This is a genomic window from Rhodoferax sp., from assembly GCF_023700745.1.
Taxonomy (GTDB): domain Bacteria; phylum Pseudomonadota; class Gammaproteobacteria; order Burkholderiales; family Burkholderiaceae_C; genus Rhodoferax.
In genome coordinates this window covers 1-12909 of the sequence record NZ_JAMPYG010000003.1, presented here as the reverse complement: position 1 = coordinate 12909, position 12909 = coordinate 1, and the positions used below count along the sequence as shown (strand labels likewise).

Below are 12909 nucleotides of genomic sequence, written 5' to 3'. Positions count from 1 at the left end.
ACGACACGAACCTGAATGAAACGACTCTTTGACTTCGTCATCGCCCTGCTGGCGTTGCTTTTACTCGCCCTGCCTCTGCTCAGCTTAATCTGGCTGGTGCGCAACAAGCTCGGCAGTCCCGCCTTCTTCCGCCAGACACGTCCCGGTCGGCACGGCAAACCGTTCCAGATGGTCAAGTTCCGCACCATGACGGACGCACGTGGGCCGGATGGCGAGTTGCTGCCCGACGCCGAGCGGTTGACGCCTTTCGGCCGATTCCTACGCGCCAGTAGCCTGGATGAGCTGCCCGAGCTGTGGAATGTGTTCAAGGGTGATATGAGCCTGGTGGGGCCGCGTCCGCTGCTGATGGAGTACCTGCCGCTCTACTCGCCCGAACAGGCGCGCCGCCATGAAGTGCGCCCTGGCATCACCGGCTGGGCGCAGGTGAATGGCCGCAACGCGATCAGCTGGGACGACAAGTTCAGGCTGGACGTGTGGTACGTCGACCACCGCTCGCTGTGGTTGGACATCAAGGTCCTGTGGCTGACGGTGAAGAAGGTGCTGGTGCGCGAGGGCATCAGTGCGGCGGGCGAGGCGACGATGCCAGTTTTCAAGGGATCCAACCTAACTAAAGCTGAAGAATGAAAAACGTTTTACTCTTGTCTGCCGGGCGACGCGTCGAACTTGCCCAGTCTTTTTTGATTGATATCGCCGAACGGAATTTGGACTCTAGACTCCTGGCGACGGAGATGAGGCCTGAAACTTCTGCAGCGTGCCAGGTCGTGCACAAAGCCATTAAAGCTCCTCGGGTTACGGATTCCTCTTACGTTGATTTTCTGCTTTCGACCTGCCTGAGGGAAGGAATAGGCTTGGTCGTGCCGACTATTGATACTGAACTTCTGCTGCTATCGCAGCATCGGCAGATGTTTTCTGATGAGGGTATTCACGTCATCATTTCGGATGAGTCACTGGTAAGAATCTGCCGCGACAAGCGTTTGACTGCAGACTTGTTCACGGATATCAGTATTGATACCCCAAAAATCTTTGCACGCGATGCGATCAGATTTCCTTGCTTTGCCAAGCCCTATGACGGTAGTTGCAGCATTGGTGCTTCTATAGTTGGCACGCCAGCAATGCTTTCCGATGCAATGTTGGCAGACGAAAAGATGATGTTTATGGAACTCATTGATGCCAGCCATCAAGAATATACCGTCGACGCTTACTATGACCGCCGGGGCCAGTTGCGTTGCTTCGTACCCCGGCAGCGCTTAGAAACACGGGCTGGCGAAGTTAGCAAGGGTGTCACGCGCCGAAATCACGTCTATCACTATTTGCGCGACAAGTTGACCCGAATTCAAGGCGCGCGCGGATGCATCACGCTGCAACTGTTTAGCAATCAAGAGACGGGACGGTTTGCGGCCCTTGAGATAAACCCGCGCTTCGGTGGCGGTTATCCGCTCACTTATGGTGCGGAGGCCAAATATCCTGGTTGGCTAATTGACGAGTATTTGCTCGATCATGATCTGCCGTTCAAGGAGGATTGGGAAGCCGATCTATTGATGCTGCGTTATGACGCTAAGGTTCTAGTGCATGGCTATAACTGAATTTTTTGAGACTGTCGTCGTTCTTGATTTGGATGACACTCTATACAAGGAAGCTGATTATCATGCTTCGGGCTTTGCCGAGGTATGTCGTTGGATTGAGCAGCTTTATGGTAAATCGCTGGCATTGGATTTACTTGCACTCCAGAAAGCTGGTGAGCCGGATCTGCTTGCAGGTCTTTGCCGTGTGGCTGGGTTGCCGATTTCAGTTAAAGAGTCGCTTTTGTGGATCTATCGTCTGCATGAGCCAGCAATTCGATTGACTCCGTTTGTGCAGGATTTGCTGGAGAGGTTGCAGACGAAGTGCAATCTGGCGATTATCACTGACGGTCGCTCCATTAGCCAGCGCCAGAAAATCAAGGCTTTGGGGTTATCACGTTTTCCGGCGTATATCTCAGAAGACTACGGCGCTGACAAGCCTTCTCCATTGCGCTTTGAACTTATCATGCGCCACATGCCTGCATCGCGCCAAATTTACGTTGGCGATAACCCAAAAAAAGATTTCCTGGCTCCTAATTCTTTGGGCTGGACAACCCTAGGGCTTCGCGACGACGGTCGCAATATCCATAGCCAGAATTTGGATGGACTCCAGCCCGAGCAGTTACCACAGTTTTGGATCGACTCGCTCGATGAAATATTGAATTACATATGCTGAACACTTTGTTTTCTTCCTGGCCCAGTTTCACCACCGAAGAGGCTGACGCCGTGCGCGCGGTGCTACTGTCCAATAAGGTCAATTACTGGACCGGCACCGAATGTCGCGAGTTTGAAAAAGAGTTTGCGGCTTGGTGCGGTACGCGGTATGCCGTGGCATTGAGCAACGGCACACTGGCGCTCGATGTGGCGCTGAAGGCGCTGGGTATTGGCCCGGGCGACGAGGTGGTGGTGACACCGCGCACTTTCATCGCCAGCGTGTCTTGCGTGGTGAATGCAGGCGCCACGCCAGTGTTTGCAGATGTAGAGGCTGACAGTGGCAATATTTCTGCTGCCACGATTGCCAAGGTTCTGACACCGCGCACAAAGGCCGTGATTTGCGTGCATTTGGCTGGTTGGCCGTGTGACATGGACCCTATCATGGCGCTTGCCGATTCGCAGGACTTCAAGGTGATCGAGGACTGCGCCCAAGCCCATGGGGCGAAGTACAAGGGCCGAGGCGTAGGTGCCATTGGCCATGTGGGCGCCTGGAGCTTTTGCCAGGACAAGATCATGACGACCGGCGGCGAGGGCGGCATGATCACCACCAACGACGAGGCGCTGTGGCGTGCCATGTGGGCCTTTAAAGACCACGGCAAGAGCTACGCGGCGGTGTACGAGCGCCAGCACCCACCGGGTTTCCGCTGGCTGCATGAGAGCTTTGGCACCAACTGGCGCATGCTGGAGATGCAAGCCGTGATCGGACGCATCCAGTTGCGCCGCATGGCGGATTGGACGGCCAGCCGCACCCGGCACGCTGAAGCCATTTGGGCTGCCTGCCGTGAGCACGCAGTGGTGCACGTCCCCGACTTTTCTGCCATGCCGGCTGGCAGCGTGCACGCTCACTACAAATGTTATGTGCAGGTGAAGCCCGAGCGCCTGGTCGACGGCTGGAGCCGTGATCGAATTGTGGAGGCGATCAATGCCCAAGGTGTGCCCTGCTACCAGGGGTCATGTTCGGAGGTCTACTTGGAAAAAGCATTCGACGGGACCGGCTGGCGCCCGGCCGAGCGTTTGCCGGTTGCAAGGCAGCTTGGTGAAACCAGCTTGATGTTTCTGGTGCATCCCACGTTGACTCTTGCAGAAATCACCAAGACATGTGAAACGGTAGCCGCAGTTTTGAGGCAGGTATGCCGCTGAGTCGATTCGCTACTCCTTTGCTGGCGCTGCCGCGCCCGGCCAAGCGTTTGGTAGTCGTTGCGCTTGATTTGGTGCTGGCACTGGTTTCGGTCTGGGCCGCCTTTTATCTGCGCATCGACCAGACGGGCCTGCCGCAACTCCAGCAGAAGTATGTTTACCTGCTGGCGCCCTTGCTGGCGATTCCCATTTTTGTTCGCTTTGGGCTGTACCGCGCCATTTTTCGTTACACCGGCATGGCAGCCCTGGCCACTACCGCCAAGGCGGTGGGGCTGTACACGCTGCTGTTTTTCTTTGCCCTGTTGTGGTTCAACTGGCAGGGCGTGCCGCGCAGCGTGGGGCTGATTCAGCCGCTGCTCTTTTTGCTGCTGGTGGGGGGCAGTCGGGCGATTGCGCGGTTTTGGTTGGCGGGCTGGTCCCGTAAGGCGCGAAATGCCACTGGCCGTCTGCTGATCTACGGTGCTGGCGAGGCGGGTGTGCAGACGGCGTCTGCCTTGGGTGTAGCGCGCCATTTTGTGCTGTTGGGCTTTATTGACGATGACAAGGCCAAGGCGGGGGGCAGCATCAACGGCGTTGACATCATGGCGCCTGATGAGGTGGCCGATGCCGTGGAGCGCATGGGCGTGACCGATATCTTGCTGGCCATGCCGTCGCTGGAACGGATGCGCCGCAATGAAATCATTGCCAGTTTGCGCGAATTGCCGGTGCACGTGCGCAGCTTGCCGGGCATGGGTGACTTGGCATCGGGCCGGGTGACGACTCAGGATTTTCAGGAACTTGATGTCGAAGACCTGCTGGGGCGGCCCCCTGTGCCACCTGATTCGATCTTGCTGGCCAAGAATCTGGCCGGCAAGACGGTGCTGGTGACCGGGGCCGGCGGCAGCATTGGCAGTGAGTTGTGCCGCCAGATACTTATGGAAAAACCGCGCCAGCTGGTGCTGGTGGAGCACAACGAATTTGGCCTGTACACCATCCACCGTGAGCTGGAGGGCCTGTGCGCAGAGCATGCCTTGCCGGTGGAGGTGATTCCGCTGCTGGCCAGCGTGGGGAATTTTGGGCGTTTGAGGGAAATTTGCCAGCTTTACCGACCCGCCACCGTTTACCACGCGGCGGCATACAAGCATGTGCCGCTGGTAGAGAGCAACCCTGCCGAGGGCGTGCTGAACAATGTGTTTGGCACCCTGAATATGGCCCGTGCCGCCATGGAAAGCGAGGCGGCCCACTTTGTGCTGGTGTCCACCGACAAGGCGGTGCGACCCACCAATGTGATGGGTGCCACCAAGCGCATGGCCGAACTGGTGCTGCAGGCGCTGGCGGCCAGTTCTTCGGTGGTTTTTCATCTGCCGGACGGGTCGCAAAGCACGCAAGTGCGCAACCACACCCTGTTTGCCATGGTGCGCTTTGGCAACGTGCTGGGCAGCAGTGGCAGCGTGGTGCCGCTGTTTCGCAAGCAGTTGCGCGATGGCGGCCCGCTGACGGTGACGCATGAGGAAGTCACCCGCTATTTCATGACCATTCCCGAGGCCGCCCAACTGGTGTTGCAGGCCGGTGCCATGGCCAACGGCGGCGATGTGTTCGTGCTGGACATGGGCAAGCCCATGAAAATTATCGATCTGGCACGGCGCATGGCCCAGCTCTCTGGCCTGACATTGCGCGATGACCGCAACCCGTGCGGCGATATAGAAATTAAAATCACCGGCCTGCGCCCTGGGGAAAAACTGTATGAGGAGCTGCTCATTGGCGACAACCCGGAAGGCACCGCGCATGAGCGCATCATGAAGGCGCGTGAAGACTTTGTGGTCTGGCCCGAGCTGGCGCCCGTATTGGTGGAGATGCGGCAGGCCGCAACACAAAACAATGAGGCGGTGATCAAGAATATCCTGAAGCAATTTGTCCATGGATATAGTCCCCCTGCTGTTGATGATTAAGAGTGGTGCGGTTAGCCGTATCTGTTTATGCAAAATATGGGAGTGCACATGCGAAAGAAAATGGTAGGGGTGTTGGTGGCTGTTTTGGCCGGTGTTGGCGTGGGGGCCGGGCTGGGCTACGGGCCGCTGCTGCGCTACAAGTCCGAGGGGGTGCTCAGCATGGAAATGGGCACGGCGGAATACAAACGCTTTGCCGAACTGGCCACGGATGCCAACACCGTGCGGCAGTTTGCCGCCGTGTCTTTACCGCCGGATGTGGACAGCCGCAGGGTGGATCAATTGGTCAGTGAGGTGACGAAGGGTGCATGGCTCAAGCCGGTGCCCAAGGTCAGCAAGGCCGATGCCAAGGAATTGCCGGATATCTTGCTTCAGTTGGAGCAGGAACGTGAAAAGACACAGGACAGGGAGCGAAAAAGTACGGTATACCTTGGTTTGAAATTGACCAAGACGGCCGCTGATCCTGAAGAAACCGCCAAGGGCGCCACCTGGCTGGGCAATTATTTCAAGGATGTTGCCACCCGCGAGGCAGTGCGTGAGCAGGTGTCCCGCTGGGCCCTTGAAAACCGCCAGTTTTCAGACCGTGCGGTGGAGCGCAAGCTGAAGTATCAGTTTGACATCGAGCAGGCCCAAACCCGTGCCACAGCGCTGAAGAAGCTGGTGGCCAGTTACCCTGATGCGGCGCGACGCGAGTCCCAGCAGGTGGTTGATGTACGCAAGGACAATGAAAAGTTCATGTCGCCGATGGCGCAGCTGGTGGGCGCCGAGTCCGAGATCATTGACGTCCGTGAAAAAATCCAGCGGCTCGACCGGGAAATGGCGCAACAGGCGTTTGCCAAGGCGATGGTGGCTGATGCTGAGGCGGCCTTGAACGAGGCGCGTAGCGGCAGCGACAGCGTGGTCAGGCTGTCCGCGTTGATTGACCGGTTCAGCAAGCTGGTCAAGACCGAGGCCGAGCGCGAAAAGCTGTCGTCGCTGGCCGCCGATGTGTCGCAGATCAGTGCCCGCTTCCTGTCGCAGGCCCAGTTCGTCGCCAAGCCTTCCGTGCCCACCCGCCCCGAACGCCCTGGTCCCTTGATGGTGATGGTGCTGGCCGGCCTGCTGGCGGGCCTGTTGAGCGCGGTTTTTCTCTGGCGTGAGCAGCTGAAGAAAATGCTGCTCCAGAACAACGAGAGTTGATTCGTGGGATGGTGCAGGCTGCGGTTGTAGCCGCGCGCTTGCTGCCGGTGCCGGTGTGGGTATTGCAGGCGGATATTTCCAAGACACGGGAGTGGCGAGATTCAAAAGACGCGCCTCTCCGGACTGCATGGATTGCTGCGTCGCTGCCGGCCTTGTTCAATCACATGACTTGATCGAGTTGTCCACCAAAGCCGGCAGACATGAATTGGTGCCAGGGTTAACCGGGTGGGCGCAAATTAATGGGCGGAATGAGTTGCCGATGCCTGAAAAAGTTGCACTGGATGTTGAATATTTGCATAGGTAGTCGATATTTCTAGATATAAGAATTATTATTCTCGCCGCCTGTATAGCCTTGAAGTATTTAAAGAATGACACCCAACCGTCTAAATATCCGTGTAGCAATTGCTGTATTTGCAGCGGCCTCTGCTGCTTTGCCGATCGTTTTTGTCAGCCTCTCAAAAGTGCTTTTGGTCATTGCAGCACTTATCGCATTGCTTTTGGGAAAACCCGCGACAGTGGCGCCTGCCGCTTGGCGGTTCATGTGGACGCCAAGAGTAGTTCTCATGGTTCTTTTTGCGTTTGCTGTCAGTTTGTTCTGGACCACTGCCCCTATGGACCAGGCCTTGGGCACAATCGGAAAATACGGCAAGTTCCTGGTTATCCCGACGCTGCTGGTGCTTGTCCGAACGCATCGTGAGGCCACCTGGGTACTACTTGCTTTTGCTGTCGCGCAAGTTTTTCTGCTGATCAGTTCGTGGCTGCTGTATTTCAATGTGCCAGTGGCATGGGCCACTTCAAAAATGGCACTAACACGCTATGCGGTATTTGTTACTTATCTTGATCAGGGCATCATGAGCGCTGTAGTTGCAGCCATTTTCTGGCACTTGAAGCCGCTTGCACCCAGTCGCCCCCTGTTTTATGTTCTTGCAGGAATATCCTTGCTGGCACTGGGGAATGCATTTTTTCTGTTTGTTGGGCGAACCGGTCATGTGGTGGGCGTTGTCATGATTTCAATGGCTATTTTTTGGGCGTTGCCGAGACGTTATCGCCTTGTTACATTGGTTGTCCCACCAGTGTTGATTTTGTTGGCAGTTTTGAGTTTTGAAAACGTGGCGCAGAGATTTGTTTTTACAAAAACTGAAATCTCGAATTTTTCGTCCGGAGTGGGAGCTGCCACTTCCGAAGATAACCGCTTGGATTTTTGGAAAGGCTCTGTGGAAACCATTGCAGAAAGGCCCTTGACGGGCTTTGGTGTTGGCAGTTGGGCCACTGAATACAACAAACTTCAGAAGTTGAATTTCCCAGGCCATAAGGATCTGGGTATTGGCAGTAACCCGCATCAGGAGTATTTGTTGTGGGGCGTTCAGCTTGGTGTGGGCGGCATCCTGCTTCTGCTGGGTTTTTTGAGTTCCATCATGAAGGACCTACTCAAAATGGATGAACCCATTGCCAGAGCGGGGCAATCGGTATTGGTAGCCTTGGTGATATCTTGTCTTTTTAACTCCTCGCTTTACGATGCTTATATTGGGTATTTCTTTTGTTTGTCGCTGGGTGTTTTGTTGGTTTATGGCATTCATGGTCGACATAGACCCCAAATGACGGAGTGATAAATAGCGATTTTCATGGAACTAAAATTTTTGCTCAGATTCAATGTGGTTTGAAGTGATAATTTGACCCATTAAAAGAGCCACTGCAACGTGCCAACCAGGGTGTTAAACACATATTCTTATCAAATACCATGAACAATTTAATCGATATTCAAAACCAGATCGCCATCTTGCAAAAGCAAGCCGAAGAAATCCGCACCCGTGAATTGGCGCAAACCATCCAGGATATTCTGGGCAAGATGGATGCTTATGGCATCACGGTAGAAGACCTTGACCGTGCCAGGGGCCGCACGCGCAAGTCGACTGCAGCGGCCAAGCCTGGCAATCCTGCACCCGCCAAATACCGCGGTCCCAATGGTGAAACCTGGAGCGGCCGCGGCTTGATGCCGCGCTGGCTGGCGGCCTTGGTGGCGCAAGGGCAAAGCAAAGAAGCGTTTGCGATATAAATCACCAGACATTAAATGCACCTTTAACGGCGTTGTGAAAGCATAGGGACGCTATTAGCAAAGCCGGGTTTTGGATTGGCCGCATACGGTCAGGTAAATGGTGCTGCCGGCGGGTTTGAAACTCGCCGATGTTCATCTTGGATATTCCTTGGAGCGATGTGTCAATCTGTTCGGTAAAGAAGACTGACATCCGGGCAATAAGAGCGCCTTTGGATCGTATTTACCGTAAGCCAGCTTTTTCCGGCTAGTACCGCTGCCGGGCCTTGAACTTGCCCAGTTACTGCGCAGCGCGGCAGTCCATGGCGGCAAGATGCGGCACAATTTACGGGTCTTACACTGTCACTTTCATTGAACACCGAGCCCACCATGACCGACGTCTCCCAAATTCCTCCGCGCGATAAGGCCGAAATCTTGGCGCAGGCGCTGCCTTACATCCGCAAATTTCACGGCAAGACCATGGTCATCAAGTACGGTGGCAATGCCATGACCGACCCTGCCCTGCAGGCCGATTTTGCCGAAGACGTGGTGCTTTTGAAGCTGGTCGGCATCAACCCGGTGGTGGTGCATGGCGGTGGCCCGCAGATTGAAACGGCGCTCAAGCGGCTGGGCAAAAAGGGTGAATTCATCCAGGGCATGCGCGTGACCGACGCCGAGACCATGGAAGTGGTCGAATGGGTGCTGGGCGGTGAGGTACAGCAGGACATTGTCGGCCTGATCAACCAGGCTGGCGGCAAGGCGGTGGGGCTGACCGGGCGCGATGGCGGCATGATCCGCGCGCAAAAGCTCAAGATGATCGACACCGCCGACCCCAGCATTGAACACGATGTGGGCCAGGTGGGTGACATCGTCAGTATCGACCCCAGCGTGGTCAAGGCGCTGCAGGACGATGCCTTTATTCCGGTGATCAGCCCGATTGGTTTTGGTGACAACAACGAGAGCTACAACATCAATGCCGACGTGGTGGCCGCCAAGCTCGCTACCGTGCTCAAAGCCGAAAAACTGATGATGCTGACCAACATCAGCGGCGTGCTCAACAAGGCCGGTGAGTTGCTGACCGACCTGACGGCGCGCCAGATTGATGCGCTGTTTGCCGACGGCACCCTGAGCGGCGGCATGCTGCCCAAAATTGCCGGTGCGCTGGATGCGGCCAAGAGTGGCGTCAATTCGGTGCATATCATTGACGGCCGCGTGCCGCATGTGCTGCTGCTCGAAATTTTGACGGATCAGGCTTTTGGCACGATGATCCGGTCGCATTGAGCATTCGGAGAGGTGGTGGAGACAGGCGGAATCGAACCGCCGACCTATTGATTGCGAACCAATCGCTCTCCCAACTGAGCTATGCCCCCACAGGAGCGCATTCTAGGAATGATTTGGGTTTAAATACAACTCATGGAAAACAAATCACACGCGCTGGCCGCCGGCTTGTTTGTCGTTTTTGTCACCGCCTTGCTGATCGCACTGGCGGTTTGGCTGACGCGCGACACACGCCAGCTGCGTAGCTATGAACTGGCCGGGCAGGTCAATCTGAGCGGTTTGCAGCCCCAGGCCAATGTGCGTTACCAGGGCGTGCCGGTGGGCAAGGTCACCAGCATCCGTCTGGACCCCCAGACCCAGGGCCATGTGCTGGTGCGCATTGCGGTCGATGAGTTGGCCCCCATCAACGCCAATACCTTTGCCACGCTGGGCTACCAGGGCGTGACCGGGCTGGCCTTCATCCAGCTGGACGATAACAAGCCGACCGAAGGCGCGGCCGCGCCCTTGGCGCAGCTTGCAGACAACAGCCGCATTCCACTCAAGCCCGGTTTGGTGAGCAAGCTGACCGACCGGGGTGAGCGCGTGTTGGGGCAGCTGGACGAGGCCAGCCAGCGCCTGAACCAATTGCTCTCAAGCCAGAACCAGCAAACCCTGATGACCACCGTGGGAAATCTGGGCCGGGTTGCCTCGGAAATCCAGCAGCTGACAGCGCAAACACGCAGCTTGCTGCCCGAACTGGCGCAGGGTACGCGCGACAGTCTGGCCCTGCTGAAGGCGACCTCGCTGCGCTTGGGTGACAGCGCGGACGCCGCAAAAACGTCGGCTCGCGCTTTTCAGCGGCTGACCGAGCGCATGGCGGGCCCCGGTGGCGCGCTGGACCAGCTCGGGCAGGGCGCCGAGGTATGGGTGGCCACCAATCAGAGTCTGCAAAGTGTCACCTTGCCGCGCCTGAATCTCGTCGCCCAGGACGTGGCGCGCAGTACGCGCCAGATTGGCGAGCTGGTGCAAATCCTGCGCGACGCCCCGCAGGCCCTGCTGCTGGGCGCCCCGCCCCCCATGCCCGGTCCGGGTGAACCCGGTTTTAATGCACCATGAAAAAAACTGCGTCCCAAACTGATTTGGTCAAGCCCATGGGTCTGCTGCTTGTGTTGATGCTCTTGCTGGCTGGCTGCACCACACCGCGACCGGAAGCGGTGGTCAAGATCTATGACTTTGGTCCTGCCCCGGTGCAGACCGCTGCAACGCAGGCGCGACCCGGTCTGGCGGCGGTGGCCTTGTTCGAGCCCCAGGTCGGCCCGGCGCTGGAAGGCAACGCGGTGCTGTACCGTCTGGCCTATGCCGACGCGCAACAGCTTAAGCCCTATGCCTTGACGCGATGGAGCATGCCGCCGGCGCAATTGGTCAGCCAGCGCCTGCGCCAGCAGCTGGGCGAGCAGCGTGCGGTGGTGGCGCCGGGTGAAGCGGTGGCGCAGTTCAATGTGCGGCTGGTGTTGGAAGAATTCAGCCAGGTATTTGATTCCCCGGCGCAAAGCCACGGCTTGCTGCGCTTGCGCGCCACCCTGTCGCAGCGCATTGCCGGCAGTGAAGCCGTGCTGGCGCAACGCAGTTTTGTTGTGCAGCAGCCGGCACCGACGCCGGATGCGCAGGGTGCTGTACGCGCCCTGACCTCAGCCAGCGACCAGGCAGTTGGGCAGGTGTCCGCCTGGCTGGCCCGCTTTCATTAACGCTGCGCCACCGTCACCTTGCCAAAAGCCGTTTGGGCTTCGCGCGGCAGGCAGCGCCAGTATTGCGGGCTGGCCTGCACCGTGCCACCCAGGGCTGCAGCAGCTTGCCAGCCCCAGCGCGGTTGGTACAAAAAGCCGCGGCCCAGCGCAATCAGGTCGGCATCGCCGGTCTGCAGGATGGCCTCGGCTTGCTGGGCTTCGGTGATCAGGCCGACGGATGTGGTGACCATGCCGGTGGCGGCGCGAATGGCTTGGGCAAACGGCACCTGGTAACCCGCCCCCAGCGCAATTTTTTGCAGTGGCGAAACACCGCCGGAAGAGACGTGGATAAAGTTGCAGCCAGCGGCTTGCAGGCGTTGCACCAGTTCAATGCTTTGTGGCAGATCCCAGCCGCCTTCGACCCAGTCGGTGGCCGACAGGCGCAAGCCCAGTACGCCATCAAACGCCTGGCGCACAGCGGCGAATACTTCGAGCGGGAAGCGGATGCGGTTCTCAAACGGGCCGCCATAGGCATCGCTGCGCTGGTTGGCCAGGGGCGACAAAAACTGGTGCAGCAGATAGCCGTGCGCTCCGTGCAGCTCGATGGCTTCGACGCCCAGGCGTGCGGCGCGCCGGGCGGCGGTCACAAAGGCTTCACGAATCTCGATGAGCCTGGCGGCAGAGATGGCCGTGGGCGCGGTTTCGCTGGGTAAATGCGGCAGCGCTGACGGGGCAAAGGTTTCCCAGCCGCCCTGGGCTGGCGCCAGCAGTTGGCCGCCCTGCCATGGCACCGCGCTGGATGCCTTGCGCCCGGCATGCGCCAATTGGAGGCAGACGGCTGTGCTCGGGGCCAGGGCGCGGGCGCGCTGCAGGTGGCTGCTCAGGGCGGCTTCGGTGCGGTCGTCCCACAAACCCAGGCAATTGGGCGTAATGCGGCCTTCGGGCAACACCGCAGTGGCTTCGATGGTGAACATGGCCGCGCCGCTGTTGAGCAGGTTGCCCCAGTGCATCAGATGCCAGTCGGTGGCGCAGCCCTCATGGGCCGAATATTGGCACATGGGCGCCACCACCAGGCGGTTGGGTAGCGTCAGGCCACCACGCGGCGAGGGCAGGGTCAAAGGTGAAAACAGCAGGCTCATGGGTAAATCTCCAGTTGACATGGCAAGGAATGCAAATAGCCATACCATTTTCTTGAGCAAACCAACGGATTTTTGAAGCGCCTGAAAATAAATGTTTGAAAAACTGAAACTTGTCGTATCATGCAGCCCGTATTGTTTTTTAAAACACTACACGGTTTGCGGTGAATGTCAGTCTCGCGTCTGCTTTAAGTCTTTATTGGTTTGTTGATTGCGGTTATGGACTCCATCGCGTTTTGAGTTATTTTG

The 12909-nt window shown here is 57.6% G+C and carries 12 protein-coding genes, 1 tRNA gene and 1 pseudogene; 12 read left to right on the top strand and 2 right to left on the bottom strand.

What is annotated here, in order from left to right; translation table 11 throughout:
• Positions 1 to 15: 15 nt before the first annotated feature.
• From NDJ10_RS03880 to argB, 10 genes and pseudogenes are all read left to right on the top strand, one after another.
• The gene (locus tag NDJ10_RS03880; RefSeq protein WP_296159838.1) at positions 16 to 624 is read left to right on the top strand and encodes a sugar transferase; all 609 of its coding nucleotides are present in this window, start codon (positions 16 to 18) and stop codon (positions 622 to 624) included.
• Positions 621 to 1583: an ATP-grasp domain-containing protein gene (locus NDJ10_RS03875; RefSeq protein ID WP_296159837.1), complete on the top strand. Its 963-nt coding sequence runs from the start codon at positions 621 to 623 to the stop codon at positions 1581 to 1583. Before NDJ10_RS03880 ends, NDJ10_RS03875 begins: the two co-directional genes overlap by 4 nt.
• Entirely contained in the window at positions 1570 to 2235 is a 666-nt protein-coding gene (locus NDJ10_RS03870) for an HAD family hydrolase (RefSeq protein WP_296159836.1), read from the top strand. Before NDJ10_RS03875 ends, NDJ10_RS03870 begins: the two co-directional genes overlap by 14 nt.
• Positions 2229 to 3413 (top strand): DegT/DnrJ/EryC1/StrS aminotransferase family protein, encoded by a 1185-nt coding sequence (locus NDJ10_RS03865; RefSeq protein ID WP_296159835.1) that lies wholly within the window; start codon positions 2229 to 2231, stop codon positions 3411 to 3413. Before NDJ10_RS03870 ends, NDJ10_RS03865 begins: the two co-directional genes overlap by 7 nt.
• Positions 3404 to 5338 carry a nucleoside-diphosphate sugar epimerase/dehydratase gene (locus NDJ10_RS03860; RefSeq protein ID WP_296159834.1) on the top strand — a complete coding sequence of 645 codons (1935 nt, stop codon included), beginning with the start codon at positions 3404 to 3406 and terminating at the stop codon, positions 5336 to 5338. The genes NDJ10_RS03865 and NDJ10_RS03860 overlap by 10 nt, the downstream gene beginning before the upstream one ends.
• Positions 5339 to 5386: 48 nt before the next feature.
• Complete coding sequence (locus NDJ10_RS03855; RefSeq protein WP_296159832.1) at positions 5387 to 6514, top strand: hypothetical protein; 1128 nt, start codon at positions 5387 to 5389, stop codon at positions 6512 to 6514.
• A 146-nt stretch (positions 6515 to 6660) separates the two neighbouring features.
• A pseudogene (locus NDJ10_RS03850) lies at positions 6661 to 6815 on the top strand (sugar transferase); the annotation flags it as partial.
• A 67-nt stretch (positions 6816 to 6882) separates the two neighbouring features.
• Positions 6883 to 8121: an O-antigen ligase family protein gene (locus NDJ10_RS03845; protein ID WP_296159831.1), complete on the top strand. Its 1239-nt coding sequence runs from the start codon at positions 6883 to 6885 to the stop codon at positions 8119 to 8121.
• Between the two features lie 131 nt (positions 8122 to 8252).
• Positions 8253 to 8567: an H-NS histone family protein gene (locus NDJ10_RS03840; RefSeq protein ID WP_296159830.1), complete on the top strand. Its 315-nt coding sequence runs from the start codon at positions 8253 to 8255 to the stop codon at positions 8565 to 8567.
• A gap of 366 nt (positions 8568 to 8933) precedes the next feature.
• Entirely contained in the window at positions 8934 to 9824 is an 891-nt protein-coding gene (argB, locus tag NDJ10_RS03835; protein ID WP_296159829.1) for an acetylglutamate kinase, read from the top strand.
• A gap of 13 nt (positions 9825 to 9837) precedes the next feature.
• On the opposite strand, the gene NDJ10_RS03830 is transcribed toward argB, so the two are convergent.
• Positions 9838 to 9913: transfer RNA gene (locus tag NDJ10_RS03830), tRNA-Ala, on the bottom strand.
• Between the two features lie 43 nt (positions 9914 to 9956).
• On the opposite strand from NDJ10_RS03830, the gene NDJ10_RS03825 reads away from it, so the two are divergent.
• The gene (locus NDJ10_RS03825; RefSeq protein WP_296159828.1) at positions 9957 to 10916 is read left to right on the top strand and encodes an MlaD family protein; all 960 of its coding nucleotides are present in this window, start codon (positions 9957 to 9959) and stop codon (positions 10914 to 10916) included.
• A gap of 35 nt (positions 10917 to 10951) precedes the next feature.
• Positions 10952 to 11545, top strand: coding sequence for an ABC-type transport auxiliary lipoprotein family protein (locus NDJ10_RS03820; protein WP_296159827.1), 594 nt, complete (start codon positions 10952 to 10954; stop codon positions 11543 to 11545).
• Here NDJ10_RS03820 and NDJ10_RS03815 read toward each other — a convergent pair.
• A complete protein-coding gene (locus NDJ10_RS03815) occupies positions 11542 to 12663 on the bottom strand; it encodes an NADH:flavin oxidoreductase/NADH oxidase (RefSeq protein ID WP_296159826.1) in 1122 nt (373 codons plus the stop codon). The two genes, NDJ10_RS03820 and NDJ10_RS03815, sit on opposite strands and share 4 nt — an antisense overlap.
• Positions 12664 to 12909: the final 246 nt, after the last annotated feature.